Annotated in this window: 18 protein-coding genes and 4 tRNA genes; 14 read left to right on the top strand and 8 right to left on the bottom strand. The window is 72.4% G+C overall.

Going from position 1 to position 19872, the window contains the following annotated elements:
* The first annotated feature begins 18 nt into the window (after nucleotides 1-18).
* Nucleotides 19-1272 (top strand): Gfo/Idh/MocA family protein, encoded by a 1254-nt coding sequence (locus tag AC24HA_RS10540; RefSeq protein WP_425709905.1) that lies wholly within the window; start codon nucleotides 19-21, stop codon nucleotides 1270-1272.
* A 296-nt stretch (nucleotides 1273-1568) separates the two neighbouring features.
* On the opposite strand, the gene mgtE is transcribed toward AC24HA_RS10540, so the two are convergent.
* From mgtE to AC24HA_RS10520, 4 genes are all read right to left on the bottom strand, one after another.
* A complete protein-coding gene (mgtE, locus tag AC24HA_RS10535; protein WP_425709906.1) occupies nucleotides 1569-2912 on the bottom strand; it encodes a magnesium transporter in 1344 nt (447 codons plus the stop codon).
* Nucleotides 2913-3095: 183 nt separating this feature from the next.
* Nucleotides 3096-4136, bottom strand: coding sequence for a YeiH family protein (locus tag AC24HA_RS10530; RefSeq protein WP_425709907.1), 1041 nt, complete (start codon nucleotides 4134-4136; stop codon nucleotides 3096-3098).
* 35 nt (nucleotides 4137-4171) lie between these two features.
* The gene (locus AC24HA_RS10525) at nucleotides 4172-4705 is read right to left on the bottom strand and encodes a sugar O-acetyltransferase (RefSeq protein WP_425709912.1); all 534 of its coding nucleotides are present in this window, start codon (nucleotides 4703-4705) and stop codon (nucleotides 4172-4174) included.
* A gap of 128 nt (nucleotides 4706-4833) precedes the next feature.
* Nucleotides 4834-5637, bottom strand: a complete 804-nt coding sequence (locus tag AC24HA_RS10520) for a DUF4386 domain-containing protein (RefSeq protein WP_425709908.1) — start codon at nucleotides 5635-5637, stop codon at nucleotides 4834-4836.
* A 95-nt stretch (nucleotides 5638-5732) separates the two neighbouring features.
* Between AC24HA_RS10520 and AC24HA_RS10515 the strand changes: the two genes are divergently transcribed.
* Nucleotides 5733-6398 (top strand): TetR/AcrR family transcriptional regulator C-terminal domain-containing protein, encoded by a 666-nt coding sequence (locus tag AC24HA_RS10515; protein ID WP_425709909.1) that lies wholly within the window; start codon nucleotides 5733-5735, stop codon nucleotides 6396-6398.
* Nucleotides 6399-6568: 170 nt separating this feature from the next.
* Nucleotides 6569-7426, top strand: coding sequence for a DUF222 domain-containing protein (locus AC24HA_RS10510; RefSeq protein ID WP_487563499.1), 858 nt, complete (start codon nucleotides 6569-6571; stop codon nucleotides 7424-7426).
* Here the strand turns inward: AC24HA_RS10510 and AC24HA_RS10505 are convergent.
* Nucleotides 7371-8557, bottom strand: a protein-coding gene (locus tag AC24HA_RS10505; protein WP_425708379.1) for an IS3 family transposase whose coding sequence is annotated in 2 segments (ribosomal slippage) — nucleotides 7371-8278 and nucleotides 8278-8557 — 1188 coding nt in all. Because the reading frame shifts where the segments join, the coding sequence is not laid out codon by codon here. The genes AC24HA_RS10510 and AC24HA_RS10505 overlap by 56 nt on opposite strands.
* 67 nt (nucleotides 8558-8624) lie before the next feature.
* Here AC24HA_RS10505 and AC24HA_RS10500 point away from each other — a divergent pair.
* Nucleotides 8625-9986: an HNH endonuclease signature motif containing protein gene (locus AC24HA_RS10500; RefSeq protein WP_425709549.1), complete on the top strand. Its 1362-nt coding sequence runs from the start codon at nucleotides 8625-8627 to the stop codon at nucleotides 9984-9986.
* Between the two features lie 222 nt (nucleotides 9987-10208).
* On the opposite strand, the gene AC24HA_RS10495 is transcribed toward AC24HA_RS10500, so the two are convergent.
* Nucleotides 10209-10283 (bottom strand) — tRNA-Val (locus AC24HA_RS10495).
* Nucleotides 10284-10465: 182 nt separating this feature from the next.
* On the opposite strand from AC24HA_RS10495, the gene AC24HA_RS10490 reads away from it, so the two are divergent.
* The 3 genes from AC24HA_RS10490 (at nucleotide 10466) to AC24HA_RS10480 (ending at nucleotide 10739) form a co-directional block, all read left to right on the top strand.
* Nucleotides 10466-10537: transfer RNA gene (locus tag AC24HA_RS10490), tRNA-Gly, on the top strand.
* Nucleotides 10538-10592: 55 nt separating this feature from the next.
* Nucleotides 10593-10663 (top strand) — tRNA-Cys (locus AC24HA_RS10485).
* A 1-nt stretch (nucleotide 10664) separates the two neighbouring features.
* Nucleotides 10665-10739 (top strand) — tRNA-Val (locus tag AC24HA_RS10480).
* Between the two features lie 154 nt (nucleotides 10740-10893).
* Here the strand turns inward: AC24HA_RS10480 and AC24HA_RS10475 are convergent.
* Both AC24HA_RS10475 and AC24HA_RS10470 read right to left on the bottom strand, forming a co-directional pair.
* Nucleotides 10894-11385 (bottom strand): hypothetical protein, encoded by a 492-nt coding sequence (locus AC24HA_RS10475; RefSeq protein ID WP_425709548.1) that lies wholly within the window; start codon nucleotides 11383-11385, stop codon nucleotides 10894-10896.
* 14 nt (nucleotides 11386-11399) lie between these two features.
* Complete coding sequence (locus tag AC24HA_RS10470; protein WP_425709547.1) at nucleotides 11400-11927, bottom strand: hypothetical protein; 528 nt, start codon at nucleotides 11925-11927, stop codon at nucleotides 11400-11402.
* 175 nt (nucleotides 11928-12102) lie between these two features.
* Between AC24HA_RS10470 and thrS the strand changes: the two genes are divergently transcribed.
* From thrS to AC24HA_RS10435, 7 genes are read left to right on the top strand one after another with little or no spacing between them, the layout of a single operon-like run.
* Nucleotides 12103-14229, top strand: coding sequence for a threonine--tRNA ligase (thrS, locus tag AC24HA_RS10465; protein ID WP_425709546.1), 2127 nt, complete (start codon nucleotides 12103-12105; stop codon nucleotides 14227-14229).
* Between the two features lie 7 nt (nucleotides 14230-14236).
* Nucleotides 14237-14938, top strand: a complete 702-nt coding sequence (locus AC24HA_RS10460; protein ID WP_425709545.1) for an HIT family protein — start codon at nucleotides 14237-14239, stop codon at nucleotides 14936-14938.
* 32 nt (nucleotides 14939-14970) lie between these two features.
* Nucleotides 14971-15567, top strand: a complete 597-nt coding sequence (locus AC24HA_RS10455; protein ID WP_487563498.1) for a CDP-alcohol phosphatidyltransferase family protein — start codon at nucleotides 14971-14973, stop codon at nucleotides 15565-15567.
* Nucleotides 15564-16694 carry an LpxL/LpxP family acyltransferase gene (locus tag AC24HA_RS10450; protein ID WP_425709543.1) on the top strand — a complete coding sequence of 377 codons (1131 nt, stop codon included), beginning with the start codon at nucleotides 15564-15566 and terminating at the stop codon, nucleotides 16692-16694. The genes AC24HA_RS10455 and AC24HA_RS10450 overlap by 4 nt, the downstream gene beginning before the upstream one ends.
* Entirely contained in the window at nucleotides 16691-17887 is a 1197-nt protein-coding gene (locus AC24HA_RS10445) for a glycosyltransferase family 4 protein (protein ID WP_425709542.1), read from the top strand. The genes AC24HA_RS10450 and AC24HA_RS10445 overlap by 4 nt, the downstream gene beginning before the upstream one ends.
* Nucleotides 17888-17896: 9 nt before the next feature.
* A complete protein-coding gene (locus AC24HA_RS10440; RefSeq protein WP_425709541.1) occupies nucleotides 17897-19042 on the top strand; it encodes a PrsW family intramembrane metalloprotease in 1146 nt (381 codons plus the stop codon).
* Nucleotides 19035-19607: an NUDIX hydrolase gene (locus AC24HA_RS10435; protein ID WP_425709540.1), complete on the top strand. Its 573-nt coding sequence runs from the start codon at nucleotides 19035-19037 to the stop codon at nucleotides 19605-19607. The genes AC24HA_RS10440 and AC24HA_RS10435 overlap by 8 nt, the downstream gene beginning before the upstream one ends.
* Nucleotides 19608-19872 lie beyond the last annotated feature (265 nt).

Below are 19872 nucleotides of genomic sequence, written 5' to 3'. Positions count from 1 at the left end.
TCACAAGGGAGACCCACCATGTCCCAGCGCACCACCCTCGGCGTCGGAATCGTCGGGGCGGGATTCATCGGCAACTTCCACGTCGACTCCTGGCAGGGAGTCCGTGACGCCGACATCGTCGCCGTCACCTCGCGCACGCGATCCTCCGCGCAGGCCCTCGCCGACAAGGCGGAGGCCACCGGGGTCGGTTCCGACGTCGCGGTGCATGACGACGTGGCCGCGCTCGTGCGCGACCCCCGGGTCGACGCGGTGTGGGTGCTCACGCCGAACTTCACCCGGCTCGAGGTCGTCCGTGCCATCACCGAGGAGGTGACCTCGGGGCGGGCCGAGCTCAAGGCCATCGCCATCGAGAAGCCGCTCGGCCGCACGATCGAGGAGGCGGTGCAGGTCCTCGAGCTCGTCGAGGGCGCGAACCTGCTGCACGGCTACCTCGAGAACCAGGTCTTCTCGCCGAGCATCACCCGGGCCCACGAGCTGCTCTGGTCGCGCGGCGCCTCGGTGGCCGGCACCCCCTACCTCGCGCGCGCCGCAGAGGAGCACTCCGGCCCCCACAACACGTGGTTCTGGAACGGCGCCGACGAGGGCGGCGGCGTCCTCAACGACATGATGTGCCACTCGGTCGAGTCGGGCCGTTTCCTGCTCACGCCCCCGGGCAAGGACTCCGCCGAGTGGCTGACCCCGGTGTCCGTCACCGCGACGATCGCCTCGCTCAAGTGGGGCCGCCCGGGCTACGCCAAGCAGCTCTCCGAGACGTACCCGGGGGTCGTGGACTACACCAAGAGCCCCAGCGAGGACTACGCGCACGCCGTCTTCGAGTTCGTCAACGGCGACGGCGAGCCGGTGGTCGTCGAGGCCACGACCTCGTGGAGCTACGTCGGCGCCGGGCTGCGCCTGTCGTTCGAGCTGCTCGGCCCGGAGTACTCGATGAAGTCCGACACCCTGTCGACCGAGTCGCAGATCTTCCTCTCCCGCGCGCTGATCCAGGCCGAGGGGGAGGACATGGTCGAGAAGCAGAACGCCGAGCAGGGCCTCATGCCCATCGTCTCCGACGAGTCGATGACCTATGGGTACACCGGTGAGAACGCCACGTTCGCGTCGGACTTCCTCGCCGGCCGTCAGCCGGTGGAGAACCTGCGCACCGGGCTCGACGTGGTCCGCCTCCTCATGGCGGCCTACCACTCGGCCGAGACCGGGCAGAAGGTGGAGTTCCCGTTCGAGCTGACGGACTACGTGCCCGCCGTCGCGCGCGGGGAGTGGAACCCCCGCGCCTGACCCGAGCCCGGGAGGGCCTCATCGCCCCCTCCCGACCGCGGCCAGGTGCCCGGACGGTCCGTTCCCGTCCAGAGCCTCGCCGCACGAACGCGACGCCCCGGCGGATTTCCGCCATTGTCCGCCGGGGCGTCGTCCCATGCCCGGCCGCGCGGACGCGCGGGCCGCCCGGACGCGCGGGCGGTCCGGACGCGCGTCCGGCCCGGACGCGCGAATGCTCGGGCCCTCGCGATGACCCCACGGCCCTCGCGAGGACGCCCGGGGCCGCGCGACGACGCGACGCCGCCGGCGGTGCCTGCTCACAGCCCCAGCACGGAGATCGCCACGGTGAAGTACAGGAGCAGGCCGCTGGCGTCGCAGAACGTGGAGATGAACGGGGTCGAGAAGACCGCCGGGTCGACGCGGCACACGCGGGCGACGAGCGGGACGACGCCCCCGACCGTCGCGGCGACGGGGCAGTTGAGCAGCAGGGTGAGGCCGAGGACCGTGCCGATCCCGGCGCCGTAGATCAGCGAGCCCACCCCGAGGGCGACCGCGCCGAGTAGCAGTCCGAGCAGCAGGCCCGTGCGCACCTCCTTCGCGGCCACGCGCAGGATGTCCCGCGGCCCCACGTCGCCGACCGCGAGCGCGCGGGTGACCGTGGTGGCGGCCTGGGAGCCCGTGTTGCCCCCGATACCGGTGAGCAGCGGGATGAACAGGGCGAGGGCCACCTGCTGCTCGAGCGTGGCCTCGAACATCTCCAGCACCTGCACCGTGAGCACCGCGGAGATCGCGAGCACGAGGAGCCACACGATCCGGGAGCGCGTGATCGTCCGCACCGGCGTGAGCAGGTAGCTCCGGCGCAGCGGCTCCCGGGCACCGGCCCGGGCGTGGTCCTCGGCCGCGGCCGAGCGGTCGATGAGAGCGGCGTCGGCGATCTCCAGCATGCCGACGAGGCGCTGCTCGCTGTCGAGGACCGGCAGGAGGACCTCGCCACGGTCGAGCACGCCGCGCGCCACCCGCTCCGCGTCGTCGTCTGTGCTCGCGAAGCGTGGCGTGGTGTCCATGACGGCGTCGACCGCCTCGTCGGCCGGCCGCCGCAGCAGCGCCAGCGGGTCGACGACGCCGCGCAGCACCCGCTCCGAGGAGAGCACGGGGATCGTGGCGACGGCGCCGACGTCGAGGTCGGCGGACCGCAGCCGCTCGAGGACGGCGCCGACCGTCTCGCCCTCCTGCGCGCGCAGCACCACCGGCGACATGTGCCGTCCCACCGAGCCCGGGTCGTACCCGAGCAGCAGCATCGCCGCGCCGACGCGGTCGTCGTGGACCGCGGCGAGGATCCGCCTGGCGACCCGCGCCGGGAGCTCGTCGAGCAGCCGCGCGAGATCGTCCGGGTCGAGCGACGTGAACACCTCGGCCGTCGACGCCTCTCCGAGCTCGCCGACGAGCTCGGCCTGAACGCCCGTGCTCAGGCGGTCGAAGACCGTGACGGCCGTGTCCTTGGCGAGCAGCCGGAACACCACGGCCGCCTCGCGGCCCGGGAGCGAGTCGACGAGCTCGGTGGCGTCGTGCGTGGGAAGTGGGCTCACCTCCTCGGCGAGGGACGTCAGCTCCCGGGAGCGGATGAGCCGGCGGACGCGGTCGAGATCGACGGGACGAGGCACCAGCTCCACCCTCCCGACCGCCGAGGTCGACGCGCGCGGGGTCTCCCGCGGGCCGCGGACGAGCCTACCGCCGGGCCTGCCGGGGCCGGCCGACGCCCGCCCGGGCCCGCCGGGCTCCTCCACGTCCGAGGTCACACCAGCGCCGGCCCTCGGTCCTGGGACCCCGGTCGCCCGCGAGAGCCGTCAGAACGCGCCGGTCACCCGCATGATCGCGAGGCTGGACACCGCGACGACGACCCACAGCAGGCCACCGAACGCGAGCGGGCGCCAGCCCGCCCGGCGGAACGCCTGGATGTCCGTCTGCAGTCCGATCGCCGCGAGCGCCATGGTGATGAGGAACGTGGCGACGTGGCCCGCGTACGGCTGCACGGACTCCGGGACCGCACCGATCGTCGTGAGCGCGGCCATGAGGAGGAACCCGACGAGGAACCACGGGACGAGCCCGACGACGCTGCGCACGGTCAGGCGCTGGACCTCGACGCCGGCGCGTCCGGCGGCACGTCGTTCCCGGACCTGCTCCCGGACGGCGAGCGTGACGGAGACGGGGATGATCATCAGCGTGCGGGCGAGCTTGACGACGACCGCGTACCCGGTCGCGGCCGCGCCGAAGACGCTCGCTGCCGCGACGACGGAGGACGTGTCGTTGACCGCCGTGCCCGCGAAGAGCCCGAACGCGTCGTCGGACATGCCCAGAGCTCGACCCAGTGGCGGGAAGAGCAGGACGGCGGCCACGTTGAACAGGAAGATGGTCGACACGGCGTAGGCGATGCTCGCGCCCTTGGCCCGGATGACCGGGGCCGTCGCGGCGATCGCCGACGCGCCGCAGATGCCGGTGCCGACCGTGATGAGCGTGCGCAGCTCGCCGTCGACCCCGAGGAGCCGGCCGAGCGGGACGGCGGCGAGGAAGCAGGCCGCGAGCGTCCCGAGCATGACGGGCAGGGTGTCCACGCCCACCTCCCACACGCGCCCGAGGGACATGCCCACACCCAGGAGCACGACGGCGAGCTGCAGGACGCGCTTGGCCGAGAAGCTCAGGCCCGGGGCGAGCACGGGACCGGGGCGCCGCACCTGGCCGAGGACGACGCCGATGACGACGCCCGCGACCGCGGAGCCGAGCACCGGCACAGCGCGCCCGACGAGCGTGGCGACGACGGCGATCGCCACCGCGACGGCGAGGCCCGGGAGGCGGTCCCGGACGCCTGGGCCCGTGGGGAGTGTGGACATGGTGAGCAGCATGCGCCCGTTTCGGGGCGCGCCGGTCAGATCCGGCGGGTGACCCGGGCAGGGTTGCCGACGGCGACGACGTCGGAGGGGAGGTCCTTGGTGACGACCGCGCCCGCGCCGACGACCGTGTTGTCTCCGATCGTCACGCCCGGGCACACGATGACGCCGCCGCCGAGCCACACGTTGTCACCGATCGTCACGGGTCGTGCCGCCTCGAGCTTCGCCCGGCGCGGCCGGGGGTCGATCGGGTGGGTGGGCGTCAGCAGCTGGACCCCGGGGCCGATCTGGCAGTCGGCCCCGATCGTCACCGCGGCGACGTCGAGGGCCACGAGGTTGTAGTTGATGAACGTGCCGGGGCCGACGGAGATGTTCGTGCCGTAGTCGACGTACAGCGGCGGGCGCACCTCGACGCCGTCCCCGACGTGCCCGAGCAGCCGGCGCAGAAGATCGGGCGCGGTCCCGTCCGCCGCGAGGTGGGCGCGCAGGTAGGCGTCCTGGAGCGTACGGGCCTGCTCCTGGAGCTGGTCGAGCTCGGGGTCGTCGGCGATGTAGAGGTCGCCCGCGAGCATCCGCTGACGGCTCGTGCGATCGTCTCCGGCGAGCACCTCGGCGGCGACGTCGGAGGAGCTCTGCGCCGTCGTGTCCCGTTCCGCGTCGTCCCGTGCCGGGTCCTGGTGGGGTGTCGTGTCGGGAGTGGTCACGGCGTCGAGGGTACGTCGGAGCGTCGAGTGGACGCGCGTCGTTCCTCCGGCTCGACGTCGGTGCCCGCGTGCCCGTGACGAGTGCGCCCGCCGCGCAGGTCGCGCAGCCCGCGCAGCCCGCGCACGACGAGCCAGACGATGAGGGCGACCTCCCCGACGAAGGAGACGGTGCTGACCTCGAAGGCGTCCGGCGGGCCCGCCTGTGCGACGACGGCGTCGACGACGTAACCCACGCCCGCGACGACGACGAGCGCGCCCAACCAGCGCGGCGCCCCGGCGAGGCGCCAGAGCAGGACACCGACCGCCACGAGGGAGAGCCCGAACACGCCGAGGGCGGCTTCCCAGGTCCGGTCGAACCGGCCGGCGTCGGCGGTGACAGCGAGCTGGACCGCGGCGATGCCGAGCGCGATCCCGTACCCGAGACGCAGGGCGGCGGCCGTACGGGAGAGCGTGCGACCGGCGGGAGCGAGCACGGGCAGGAGCGCGAGTGCGACGACGACGTCCAGGACGGCGACGGCGAGCATGATCGCACCCGCGGTGGTGGTGCGGCCGTCCGGCAGCGCCACGAACGCGGCGAGCGGCGCGAGCACGGCCATCGCGGTGAGTGCCGCGGCGGCGGTGAGAGCCGCCCGCGCCGTGCGTGCGGCCGTGGCGGCCGTTGCGGTGCGTGTGGTGGGCGCCGTGGGCGTGGTCGGTGCCGTGCGCGCGGGAGCGACGGCGTGGTCGGGTGCGTGGGAGAGCGACGGCTCGATCGAGACGAGGGGCTCGAACGCCGGCGGAGGCGGGGTGCGCGAGGGCATGTGTACTTAGTACACTAGTCGGAGGTCGGCGACAAGAGGCACGTGCGCGGCGTGGTGTGCACAGGATGAAGGGATGCGTGGTGAAGGAGGGTGAGATGAGCGAACGGCGGTCCGAGGGGCGCCCCCGGGCGCGCCTGACTCGGGAGCGTGTGGTGAGTGCCGGCGTCTCGCTGGCGGATCGCGACGGGCTGGCAGCGCTGACCATGCGATCGCTCGCCGACGACCTCCGGGTGCGACCGATGGCCCTCTACCGGCACGTGGCGAACAAGGAGGAGCTGCTCGACTCGCTCGTGGACTCGGTCTTCGACGAGGTCGTGCTCATGGACCCGGATGGCGCGTGGCGCGCGGAGCTGACGGAACGGTGTCGCTCGCTGCGGGCCGCGCTGGGGCGGCACCCGTGGGCGCTTGCGCTCATGGAGACGCGCAGCAGTCCGGGGCCCGCCACGCTCGAGCACCACGAGAACGTGCTTGAGACGCTGCGCTCAGTGGGCTTCTCGGTGGTGGCGACGGCGCACGCCTATGCGGTGGTGGACGCTTTCGTCTACGGCTTCGCCCTGCAGGAGGCCGAGCTCGCAGCGGCTGGCCTGGGGGAGGCGGAGCAGACGCTCGCCGGCATTCCGCTCGAACGGGTTCCTCGGATGGCGGAGCTCGCTCGGGAGCACGTTCTGCAGCCGGGGTACGACTTCGGGGACTCGTTCGACGTCGGGCTCGCGATCGTCCTCGACGGGCTCGAGAGGCTGCGGTCCGGCGAGCTTCCGTGACGCGGTGCGTGCGGGTGGTGGTTGTCGTGGGCACGGTTTTTCCCCAGGTCAGGGTGGGTGGTGGATGTGGCGTAGTTGTCCACAGATTCGGGCATTTCGCTTGTCCTCGAATATGTGTTCGAGTAGAATTGGGGTAGTCGGTTCGAGTGGCACGAGGAGGTGCGGGGGCAGTGGCTGAGGACGTGAGTGTGGACCAGGAGTGGTCGGCTCTGGAGGAGCTGCTCTCCGCGCAGATCGAGGCCTGGCTCGCCACGAAGGCAACCCAGAACGACGCCGCCTCTGAGACCGACCCTGATTCCGATGTCGCCGGGGCCGGGGAGGTCAGCGACGCCGTCGGGTGCGATGCCGATGCGGGCGCCGACGCCGACGATGCCGATGCGGACGCCGAGGACGTCGCCGGTACCGATGCCGCAGTCGAGGACGTCAACGACGAGACCCGTGGCTGCGCGGTCACTGACAGTGACGACGACGGGGCAGACCTCGACGAGGACGGGGCAGACCTCGACGAGGAGGAGCACGACCTGCCCGCGGCGCCCACGCTCATCCACGCTGACGCCGTCGAGCGGGGCGTCGTCGGGCACGTTCGTGAGCCTGTGTTGTCGGTGGGTGTGGTCGGTGGGGTGCGGGAGATCGTGGCTCAGCTCGACGAGCTCAGCCAGGCTCGCGTGGGGGACCTGTCCGGGCAGGAAGCGATCGAGGTGTTGGAGAGCATCGAGGCCGCCGAACGACGACTGACCGCGCTCCGGGCCGCCGCCACCGCGAAGGTCGAGGCCGATGGTGTGTGGGCGTTGGAGGGGCAGCGGTCGTTCCGGACCTGGTTGCGGGACCGGACCGGGACCAGCGTGGCGGTGGCGGGTCGGCAGGCCCGGCAGGCGCGCGCGCTGCGCGACGATCTGGCCCTGGCGCATGGGGCGCTGTCCGCGGGGCGGATCAGTGTCGAGGGGTCTGCTGAAGGTTTCGTTGACTTCGGGGTTAGGCCGCCAGCGCGACGGCCTGGTGGTGGACGAGTTCGTATTCAACCGGAGTGAGCTTGCCGAGTCGACGTTGCCGTCGGCGACGGTGGTAGGTCCGTTCGATCCAGTGCACGATCGCGAGCCGGAGCTCGTCGCGGGTGGCCCATCGCTTCCGGTCGAGCACGTTGTTCTGCAGCGTGGCGAAGAAGCTTTCCATCGCCGCGTTGTCCCCGGCAGCCCCGACCCGGCCCATGGAACCGATGAGGCCGCGATGCTTGAGAGCGAGCTGAAATTTCCGGGAACGAAACTGCGAGCCTCTGTCACTGTGGACGATGCAGCCAGCCACCGCGGCCGCTCCCTGGCGGCGCGCGACCGCGTCTCGTACGGCTGCTACGGCCAGGTCGGATGTCATGCGGGCATCGAGGGCGTAGCCGACGATTCTCCCCGAGCAGGCGTCCTTGACGGCACAGAGGTAGACCTTGCCCTCACCGGTGCGATGCTCGGTGATATCGGTCAACCACTTCGCATTGACGCTCTCGGCGGTGAAGTCCCGCTCGAGCAGGTCATCGCATACCGGCGGGCCGGGCCTGCCGTAGCGCTTCTTCCGTCGCACTGTGGCAGAGAAGAGCCGCTGCTGGGAGCACAGCCGCCATACGCGCCGCTCCGAGACCACGTGACCGGCGGCCTGGAGCTCGTCGGCGATGAACCGGTGCCCGAACTCCGGATCGTCGGCGTGGATGTCGTAGGCCGCATTGAGCAGATACGCCTCGTCGACGTCCCGAGCACTGACAGGGTTCGCGCGCCACTGGTAGAACCCCTGCTTGGAGAAGCCGAGCACCCGGCAGGTCACCGCGACCGGGATTCCGGCAGCAGCAAGGTCAAGGACCAGCGGGTAGATCATTTTGGGCGCGACTGCCCAGGACCGAGATTGGCCCGCGAGAGATACGCGGTCGCCTTGCGCAGGACCTCGTTCTCCTGCTCCAGCTCCCGGATCCGTTTCAGCATCCGCGTCTGCTCACCACCGTCCCCGGCGCTCTGCCCGCGAGCTGGCTCGAAGCCGCGTTCTCGCAGGCGAGACTCGTTGACCCAGGCCTGCAGCGCCGACTTCGACATCCCGAGGTCGTGACAGACCTGCTTCTGAGTCATTCCCTGATCCAGCAGCTCCAACGCGCTGGCCTTGAGCTCTTCTGAGTAGATCTTCGGCACGAGGACCATCCTCTCCGCTCCGCAGAGCAGTCAGGAAGTCAACCGAACCCTCAGCAGACCCGAGCATGTGCAGGTCCTGGTCCGCGAGACCCTGTCCACCAGCCGGCTGCGCACCCAGCTCGCGGACTCGGTGATGGGTGAGGGGTTCCTGGTCGGGCAGGCCCAGGTCATGCACGCCCAGGACTTCGCCCGACTGGTCGCGGCGTGGAAGGTTCGGGCCGACCCGGTCGGAGCTGACAAGGCCTGGCGGCAGGACGATGCCCGCGAAGAACTGACCATCGCCCCGACCACGGGTGGGTATCACCTCACGGGGTGGCTCGACGAGCTGTCCGGGCAGGTCGTGACCACCGCCCTGACCGCTCACGCCGGCCGCAAGGGCGCCGAGGACGACCGCACCCCGGCCCAACGACGCGCCGGCGCACTGGTCGCCCTGGCCCACGAGTCCCTCGACCGAGGTGAGCAGCAGGCCAGCGCGCGGGTCCGTCCGCACGTGACGATCACCGCCACCCTGGACACCCTCACCGCCCTCACCAAAGCGACCGGGTCCGTGATCCCACCCGCCTCGGCGACCGCCAGCTGGCTGGCCACCCACGACCTCACCCCCAACCACGGCCAGGCCCATGCGGGACTACCCGCCGGGCAGATCGTCGCCCCGATCACCGCCGAGCAGACCCTGACCGCCCCCGGCGGACCCCGCGACCCCCACACCACCACCCGCACCCGCACTGCGTCCGCCACCGGCACCGGCACCGGCGCCGGTGCTGTGTCCGCCGCCGGCGCTGGCACCACCGCTTGGACCGGCGCTGGTTCGGGTGCAGCGTTCGGTATCGACGCCACCTTCGGGCTGGTGGACGAGCGTGGCAGCACCCCCGACGGGTCGGCGAGCGAGGGCGGGTCGGGGATCTTCGACCTGTCCGAGACGGCGCGGCAGTGGCTGACCGACTGGCAGCCCGGTGAGGATCACGTGATCTCGGCCGCGATCGACCCCCGCGTGATGGACGGCATCCAACCCGCCACCTTCGAGGACGGAACCCCCATCCCGCACGCGATGCTCGCCCGCCTGGCCTGCGACAGCGCACTGATGCGCGTCATCTTCGGACCGGAATCCACAGTCCTCGACGTCGGACGAGACAAACGGATCTTCCCCGCGAACATGACCCGGGCCATCCACGCCCGCGACCAACACTGCCAGTACCCCGACTGCGACGAACCACCCGGATTCGGCGAGATCCACCACTCCCTGCACTGGTACAAGGACCACGGCCCCACCAGCATCGAGCACGGCATCCTGCTGTGCTGGCACCACCACGACCTCATCCACACCCGCAACATCACCATCACCCGCCGCACCGGCCAATGGCACTTCCACGACCAACACGGCCGCCCCATCCAGCCCACCAGGCACAACGAGCTACCTCAGCGAGAGTGACGGCGCGCGGCCGCGCGGGCGATCCGCGGGGACCGGGGGTGCGGGCGTGACGCTCCGCGGCGCGACCACCTGCCGCGCACGGCGCCGGTCGTCAGCCGTCAGCCGCAGTCTCGCGGGGAGCGAGGACGGGTGCGGGCCGGCCGAGAGGAGCAACCAGTGCATGAGGGCCAACGAGAACGGCCCCCGGCTCTGCGTCTCCGCAGACCGGGGGCCGTTTCGTGCTGGTGGGCGATACTGGGTTCGAACCAGTGACCTCCTCGGTGTGAACGAGGCGCTCTACCACTGAGCCAATCGCCCGTGCCCTGCCGCTCGCGCGACGGGGACGGTCGTCAACTCTATCCGATCGAGAGCCCTGATCACGACCTCGATGGACGTGACAGCGTTCACCCTCAGGACAGGCCCGGTTGGTTTGAGTTTTGCCGTGCCCGGTGGTTAAGGTTCTGGTCGCACGAGGGGCCGCAGCGCGGTTCCGGTGCGATGCGGATGTGGCTCAGGGGTAGAGCATCACCTTGCCAAGGTGAGGGTCGCGGGTTCGAATCCCGTCATCCGCTCGGAGGTCCCACCACCACGTGGGAGCATGTCGCCACGAGGTGGCATGGACCTCATGGTGGCGTGGCCGAGAGGCGAGGCAGCGGCCTGCAAAGCCGTATACACGGGTTCGAATCCCGTCGCCACCTCGGGCGATTGGCGCAGCGGTAGCGCGCTTCCCTGACACGGAAGAGGTCACTGGTTCGATCCCAGTATCGCCCACCAGCCGAAGCCCCCGACCACATGGTCGGGGGCTTCGTCGTTCCCCGCCGACGACGCCTCGGGAAGCATGCGGGCCCGGGCTGTGCCGGCCCGACGTGTTCCGGCTCGTGCTCGCGCGGAACCGACCCGAGCTCGCGCGGGACCGGGCCGTGCCCGACTACGGCTCCACGAGCGTCGGATCCAGAACCACCTGACCGGCAGAATCGACCCCGAGGTCGGCGAGCGGGATCTCGTAGACGTTGACGCGGAGCGGGCTCCACTCGCACACGAACTGCGACGCCGGGTCGGCGGGCGGCACCGCATCGCTGGCGATGGTGCCGGCCCCGTCGGTGAGCACACGAATGGACTCGTCGCAGATCGGGTGCGCGGCGACGAGCGCCACCGAGTCCGTGAAGTCGATCTCGGCGGTCAGCGGGTCCCGGGTGACGTCCTGGTGGGGGAGGCCGTCGAGCCAGGAGTCGTACTCGTCCTGGGTCCGCAGGAGCGCCGTGAAGTCGTCCTCGGTGACTCCGCCGGCCGGTGCCGAGTCCTCGCTCCACGTGGCGACGCTCGTCCCGACGCTCACCAGGCCGTCGGCGCCGCCGGTCGCGGCGGGCACGTCGTCGCCCGCGCAGGCACCGACGGCGAGCAGCGAGGCCACGGTGACCATGAGGGCACGTCGCCTCACGACGTACGGCCCTGGTCGCGGATGTCCTGGTCGTGGACGACGTCGTCGGCGGAGTCGACGCCGAGCTCCTCCAACGGCACCTCGACCACGGACACCTGGATGGGGCTCCATGCACAGTCGACCTGGTCGTCGGAGGTGCTGACGGTCCTGCTCGCGAGCGCGCCCTCGCCGTCGGTGACGACCTCGATGCGTTCCTCGCACACGGGGTGGGCAGCTGCGAGAGCGACAGAGTCGGTGAGGTCGAGCTCAGCGGTGAGCGCGTCGCGGGTGACCTCCTGGTGGGGAAGGCCGTCGAGCCAGGCCGTGTACTCCTCCTGCGTGCGCAGGAGCGCCGTGAACTCGCCCACCTCCACATCGCCCATGAGGTCGGCGCTCTGCTGCCAGCCGGCGACCGAGGTGCCGACGACCGCCAGGCCGTCGGCACCGGCGTCGTCGGTGCACGCGCCGAGTGCGAGGAGGGCAGAGAGCAGACCGAACGCTGCGGTCCTCGTCCCCGTGGCGCGCACGCCGGTCCGTCCTGTCATGTCGCTCCCCGTTCGTCGTGCACGTCCCGTGCCGCGGTGAGAGTCCCGTGCAGCCACGGGCACGTCCTGATCGTCGCGCGTGGCCGCCGCTCCGGGGCCTGGTTGGCCCGGGTAGTGCTCCCCGCGCGTCGGTAGCATGGGCCGGCACGACCACCCACCTGCAAGGAGCCCACACATGTCTGCACCTCCCGTGTCCGTCCGCCTCGACGACGAGACCCACGAGGTGGCGACCGGGACGACGGGCACCGAGCACTTCGCCGACAGGCGCGACGTCGTCGCGCTCCGAATCGACGGCGAGCTGCGCGACCTCGCGACCGACCTGTCCTCGCTCCCGGCCGGCGTCGTCGTCGAGTCCGTGACGATCTCCAGCCCGGACGGCCTCGACATCCTCCGGCACTCGGCCGCGCACGTGCTCGCCCAGGCGGTGCAGCAGGTGAACCCGCAGGCCAAGCTGGGGATCGGCCCGCCGATCACGGACGGCTTCTACTACGACTTCGACGTGGCCGAGCCGTTCACCCCCGATCAGCTCAAGGACCTGGAGAAGGTCATGGGGCGCATCGTCAAGGAGGGGCAGACGTTCGTCCGTCGCACGGTGTCCGTGGACGAGGCGAACGCTGAGCTGGCCGGCGAGCCCTACAAGCTCGAGCTCGTCGCGCTCGCGGGCGGCCCCGGCTCCGGCGGTACCGACGCCGACGGACAGGCCATCGCCGACGGCGCGAGCGTCGAGGTCGGCGGCGCCGAGCTCACCGTCTACGACAACGTGCGCCGCGGGGGAGAGGTGGCGTGGGGAGACCTCTGCCGCGGCCCGCACCTGCCGAGCACGAAGCTCATCGGCAACGGCTTCAAGCTCATGCGGTCGGCTGCCGCGTACTGGCGCGGGTCGGAGAAGAACCCGCAGCTCCAGCGGATCTACGGGACAGCCTGGCCCTCGAAGGCCGAGCTCACCGCGCACCTGGACCGGCTGGCGGAGGCCGAGCGCCGCGACCACCGGCGCCTCGGTTCCGAGCTGGACCTGTTCTCCTTCCCGGACGAGATCGGCTCCGGCCTTCCGGTGTTCCACCCCAAGGGCGCGATGATCCGCATGGAGATGGAGGAGTACTCGCGCCGCCGCCACGTCGAGGCCGGCTACTCGTTCGTCCAGACCCCGCACATCACGAAGAAGAACCTCTTCGAGACCTCGAAGCACCTCGAGTGGTACGCGGACGGCATGTACCCGCCGATGCACATCGACGAGGAGGTGGGTGCCGACGGCCAGGTCACCAAGCAGGGCCAGGACTACTACCTCAAGCCGATGAACTGCCCGATGCACAACCTCGTCTACCGCTCGCGCGGCCGTTCCTACCGCGAGCTGCCCATGCGGCTCTTCGAGTTCGGGCACGTCTACCGCTACGAGAAGTCCGGGGTCGTGCACGGCCTCACCCGCGCACGCGGCTTCACGCAGGACGACGCGCACATCTACACCACCCGGGAGCAGATGAAGGACGAGCTCTCCCGGCTGCTCACCTTCGTCCTCGACCTGCTGAAGGACTACGGCCTCGACGACTTCTACCTCGAGCTGTCCACGCGCGACCCGGAGAAGTCGGTCGGCGACGAGCAGACCTGGGAGGAGGCCACCGCCACGCTCGCGGAGGTCGCCGCAGAGTCCGGGCTCGAGCTCGTCGACGACCCGGGCGGCGCCGCCTTCTACGGCCCGAAGATCTCCGTCCAGGCGAAGGACGCCATCGGCCGCACCTGGCAGCTGTCCACCATCCAGCTCGACTTCTTCGAGCCGGAGCTGTTCGAGCTCGAGTACACCGCAGGCGACGGGACCCGCCAGCGGCCGGTGATGATCCACCGCGCACTCTTCGGTTCGATCGAGCGCTTCTTCGGGGTGCTGCTCGAGCACTACGCCGGCGCCTTCCCGGCGTGGCTCTCGCCCGTCCAGGTCCTCGGCATCCCCGTCGCCGAGGCGTTCGAGACCCATCTGGAGTCCGTCGCGGTGCTGCTGCGCGCTGAGGGTGTGCGCGTCGAGGTCGACACCAGCGACGACCGGTTCGGCAAGAAGATCCGCAACGCCGCCAAGGTCAAGGCGCCGTTCGTCCTCATCGCCGGCGGCGAGGACGAGGAGGCCGGCGCGGTGTCGTTCCGGTACCGCGACGGCACCCAGCGCAACCAGGTGCCGATCGAGACGGCCGTGGCGGAGATCGTCGCGCACGTCCGCTCCCGTGCGAACGCCGACCCGGCGGGCCCCTCGGACGCAGCGTCCGGCGAGTCGGCCGCCGAGCAGGCGACGGCCGACGACGCCCCACCGGTCACGCCGTGAGGTCGCGTTGAGCGGCGGGCCGGCGGGACGCCACCCCGGGGACCCGGCCGGCGGTCAGGTCGAGGACCCGTTGGGCGGCCAGGTCGAGGACCCCGCCGGCGGCCAGCTCGAGGACCCCGCCGACCGCCCCGGCGTTCCCGACGCTCTCCAGCGGCTGTGGACGCCGCACCGGATGGTCTACGTCGGCGACACCGGCGGCGACGTGCGCCCGCGTACCGGGGAGGCGGAGTCGTGCCCGTTCTGCGCCTCGCCCCCGCGGGAGGATGCCGACGCGCTCGTCGTCCACCGAGGTGCCGCGGCGTTCGTGGTGCTCAACCTGTTCCCGTACAACCCCGGCCACCTGCTGATCTGCACGTACCGGCACGTCGCCGACCTCACCGACCTCACCGTGGCTGAGCGGGACGAGATCGGCCGGCTCTCGGCCCGCGCCATGCGGGTCCTGCGCGCCGTCTCGTCGCCCGCCGGGTTCAACCTCGGAATGAACCAGGGGGGCGTCGCCGGCGCGGGTATCGCCTCGCACATCCACCAGCACGTCGTGCCCCGCTGGGCGGGCGACGCCAACTTCCTGCCGATCATCGGCCGCACGAAGGCGCTGCCCCAGCTCCTCTCCGAGACCCGCACCCTGCTCGCCGACGCCTGGGACGACGCCGCCCACGACGACCACGACAACGACGAGGACCCGACCGACGAATCAGGCCCGGGAACCTGATGCTGTCGGCGAATGGTCGGCCGTTCACGGAGGTGCTCCTCGCACCCCTGACGCGGACGCTCGTCCGGTTCCGTGTGCCCGCGAGCGCCGTCACCGTCGCCGGGGGCGTGGTGACGGTCTCGGCGACCCTCCTGCTCGTGCCCTCCGGACACCTGTGGGTCGCGGCGCTGGTGCTTGGCGGGCTCGTCCTGCTCGACGCGGTCGACGGCCAGGTCGCCCGTGCCACCGGGACCGTCTCGCCGTTCGGGGCCTTCGTCGACGCCACCACGGACCGGGTCGTCGACGCCGTCCTGCTCGGGTCCGTGGTCGCGTACGCGCTCCGGCACGTCCCCGGGACGGAGGGCGACCGGCTCGTGCTCGCCGCCGTCGTCGCACTGGTCGCGGACCAGCTCGTGCCGTACACGAAGGCCCGCGGCGAGGCCGAGGGCTTCATCGTGGCCGGCGGCCTCGCCGAGCGCGCGGACCGGCTCGTCCTCCTCCTGGTCGGCGTGCTGGTGCACGGCCTCGGCGGCCCGGCCTGGGTCCTGTCGGTCGTCCTGATCATGACGGCGCTGGCGTCGCTCGTCACCGCGGGTCAGCGCGTGGCGCAGGTCCGCTCCCAGGCCCGTCGCGCGTCGGACGACTCGTGAGCCTGGATCCCCTCCGGCTGCTCCCGGCGGCAGCCGGCCTCGTCGGTCGCGTGCCGGAGCCGGTCGTGGACCGCGTCGTCGGGGCCGTCGGCACGGTCGTCGGATCGCTTCCGTCCGAGCGGACCCGGCGCATCGCGGCCCACACCGCACGGCTACGCCCCGACCTCACAGAGTCGCAGCTGCGCCGGGCCGTGCGCGCCAACATGCGCGGCTACCTGCGCTACTTCGCGGAGGCACTGACCCTGGGCAGGCTCACCGAGCAGCAGATCATCGCGAGGTTCCGGGCCGTGCACCGCGAGCACGTCCAGCCCACGTTCGACGCCGGACGCCCGGTGGTCGCCGCGCTCCTGCACGCCGGGAACTGGGACCTCGCGGGCGCCTGGTCCTGCCTCGCGATGGCGCCCGTCCTCACGGTGGCCGAGCGCCTGCGACCCGACGCCCTGCACGAGCAGTTCGTCCGGCTGCGCACGGACCTGGGCATGACGATCCTGGTGGACGACGGCTCCGCCGTCCTTCCGCGCCTGATGGACGAGGCACCCCGCCGCCCGCACCTCGTGCCGCTGCTCGCCGACCGTGACCTCGGCCGCACCGGTGTCGAGGTGACTGTCGCCGACCGGCCCATGCTCGTCGCGGCCGGCCCGGCGGCCCTCGCCCTCGCCCTCGACGTGCCGCTCGTCGTCATCACGATCCGTCACGAGCGCCTCACGGGGGAGCGCGCCAGGCGGGCCGGCTCCCGGTGGGGGATCGTCACCGAGTTCAGCGAGCCCGTCACGGCGGGAGACCTCGCCCCGGGGCTCGACGCCGCCGCGCCCGGGACGGACGGCTCGGCCGGTGCCGGTGGGCCCGTCCACGACGGCGATGGGGCGGCCGGCGCTCCCGGCGGCGCAGCCGCGCACGCGGCCGGGCACGCAGCGGCGCCGCGGCGACCGCGCCCGGTCGACCGGACCGACGTGGTCGCACTCACCCGGGCGTGGGTCGACGTCGCCGAGCCGTTCCTCAGGCGTCACCCCGAGCAGTGGCACATGCTGCAGCGGGTCTTCCTCGAGGACCTCGACGCGGCCCGGCTGGCGGCCGGCCGTGCCCGCGAGGCTGAGGGCTCCGGTGTGGCCGGGAGCGGCACCGGATGAGGATCGGGATCGCCCATCCCTACGACGTCGGCGTCCCCGGCGGGGTCGACGCCCATGTCCGCCAGCTCGCCGAGGCGCTGCGCACGCGCGGGCACGAGGTCCTCACGCTGGCGCCCGGCCGGCGCCGCCGGTCGGCGGACGAGACGGTCGCCGGCCGGTCGATGCCGATCCGGTTCAACGGGTCGGTGGCCAACATCGCCCCGCACCCGGCCGCGGCCCGCCGTGCGAGGCGCTGGGTGCGCGAGCACGAGCTCGACGTGCTCCACGTCCACGAGCCGACCGTCCCGTCGGCGTCGGCGTTCGCGATGCGGGCGGCGCGCGCGGACGGGATCCCCGTCGTCGCCACGTTCCACGCCGCCGTCGACCGGGTCGAGCGGCTCGGTCCCCTCGCCGCGCTGCAGCGTCGCCACCTGCACGGACTCGCGGCGCGCATCGCCGTCTCCGACGAGGCGGCGCGCACCCACCGGTCGTGGCTCGGCGCCGAGTGCGAGGTGATCCCCAACGGGCTCGACGTCGCGGCGCTGCGACCTCCGTCGTCGGTCGAGAACTACCCCGTCGCACCCGGGTCCGGCCACCCGGCCGGTCCCCAGGTCCTGTTCCTCGGCCGCGCGGACGAGCCCCGCAAGGGCATGCGCGTACTTGCCGCGGCGTGGCCCGCGGTGCGCGCTGCCCGACCGGACGCCACGCTCGCCGTGGCGGGACCCGGCGGTGAGGCGGCCACCGCGGCACTGTCCGCGGCCCTTTCCGACGACCTGCACGACGTGCAGGTGCACGGCCGCGTCACCGAGGCGGAGAAGGTCCAGCTCCTGCAGCGGGCCGACGTGCTCGTCGCGCCCCACACGGGCGGGGAGAGTTTCGGCATCGTGCTCGTCGAGGCGATGGCCGCCGGGACGCCCGTCGTGGCCTCCGACCTGCCCGCCTTCGCGGCGGTCCTCGACGCGGACGGGACGACCGGCGTGCGCACCCCGCTCGGGCTCCTCGCCCGGCGCGGGGACCCCGACGACCTCGCCGCCCGCCTCGTCGAGTGCCTGGAGGACACGGCCGGCGCCGCACGCCGGGCCGGTCTCGCGCTGCGGGCGGTCCGGCGCTACGACTGGTCCGAGGTCGCCGCCCGTGTCGAGGACGTGTACCGGCGGGTCGCCGGGCCGAGGTCCCCGGGCCGGACGTCGATCGGGCCGGGCGACGGCCTCTAGGGTGAGTCGGTGACTCAGCACATGGGCCTCGCCCCCGGTCCGGGGGCGTTCGGGCCGGCACCTCCCGCGTGGCCCGTCCCCAGACGCCGCTCGAGGGCGTTCACCGCCACCGAGATCGGCGCCGTCGTCGTCGCGGTCGGCGGGCTGGCCTGGATCCTCCCGCAGCTCGTCGGCGGCACCTCCGGCCCCGGTCAGGTCCTCGTGGCGGTGCTGCTCGCCGTCGTCCCGTTCCTGGCGATCGTCCTGCTCATCCGTTGGATCGACGCCTGGGAGCCCGAGCCGCGCGGACTGCTGCTCGTCGCGCTGGCCTGGGGCGCCGGGGTCGCCACCGCGGTCGCCGCCACCGGGAACTCGCTGTTCCAGGCGGTCGTCTCCCAGGACCAGGGCCTCGAGCGGGCCGCCGCCCTCACCGCGATCGTCAGCGCACCGGTGACCGAGGAGACGATGAAGGGACTGGGGCTCGTGGTCGTCGTCCTGCTGGGACGCGGACAGTTCCACGGGCTCGTCGACGGCGTCGTCTACTCGCTCGCCGTCGGGGCCGGCTTCGCCGCGGTCGAGAACATCCAGTACTTCCTCACGTACTGGGACTCGATCACCGCGGTCTTCGTCCAGCGCGGTCTGATGACCCCGTTCGCCCACCCGATGTTCACCGTCTGCATGGGGCTGGCCCTCGGCATCGCCTCCCGCTCCGACCGGCCCGGGCGCTGGCTGCTGGTGATCCCCGGCTGGCTGCTCGCGGTGGTCCTGCACGGCGTGTGGAACTACACCTCCGTGACCGGCTCGTTCTTCCAGGTCTTCGTCTCGTTCCAGATCCCCCTGTTCATCGCGTTCATCGTCCTGGTCCTCTGGCTGCGCCGGCGCGAGCACCGGGCGATCACCGCCGGTCTGCACGACTACGCCGCCGCCGGCTGGTTCGCGCCGTTCGAGGTCCGGATGCTCACCTCCACCGGCGCGCGCCGTGATGCCGTGCGCTGGGCTCGCGCCCGGGGCGGCGCCCAGGGCAGGGCGATGATCGACTTCCAGCAGGCCGCCGTCGAGCTCGCGCTCGGCCGACGCCGCGCCCGCGAGGGGCGGCCGCCGCGCGACCACCAGGGCCGCGAGGCCGCGCTGCTGCGCCGCGCCGTCGCCGACCGGGCGGTGTTCCTCCGTGGCTGAGAGCGCTCCCGACGACGCCCGGATGCCACCCGCCGACCTCGGCGAGGAGTGGGTCCCCGGCCCGGACGGCATCCCGTTCCGGCGGGGCGCCCGCGTCCTGCTGCTCGACGACGACGGCGCGCTGCTCCTCGTCGAGGGCCACGACGGCGACGACGACGACCACCGCTGGTGGTTCACCGTCGGCGGCGGGATCGCCGTCGGCGAGGACGACCGGACCGCTGCGGCCCGCGAGGTCGTCGAGGAGTCCGGCCTGACCGTGGCGGTGGCCGACCTCGTCGGGCCGGTGGCCACCAGGAGCGCCACGTTCCGGTTCGTGCGCCGGACCGTGCGTCAGGACGAGGTCTTCTTCGTCGCCCGGGTGCCGGGTCGCCGGCCGGGTACGGACGCGGCCGGCTGGACCGAGCTCGAGCGCGACGTCCTCGACCAGATGCGCTGGTTCAGCCCCGACGAGCTCGACGCGCTCGTGGCCGGCGGCGCCACCGTGTACCCGACCGAACTGCCCTCCCTGCACCGCTCTCTCACGAGCGGCTGGGACGGGAGGTGCCGGCACCTGACGCACGAGTGAGTTCGATGGGGACAGGTCCCTGTCGGTCACCCGCCCGGCGACTGGTCAATCGTCCCATCTGAGTGGCGCGGCCGGCTCCTGCCGGAGCGCTCCACTACTCCGTGACGATTCTCCAGGTGCCATAGGCGAAACGACCCAGTTGGCCGCCACAGTCTCCTATCGTGTGATAAATATCTCGACGAGGGGGTCGGCATGAAAGCCAGAGCGTGGTGCGCGGCGGCGGGGGTCGCATTGATGTGGTGTGTCGGCACGGCGCCGGCCGCAC

The organism is Georgenia sp. Z1491, assembly GCF_057652395.1.
The sequence above is the reverse complement of the archived record's forward strand: the minus strand, read 5'-3'. Positions and strand labels throughout refer to the sequence as shown.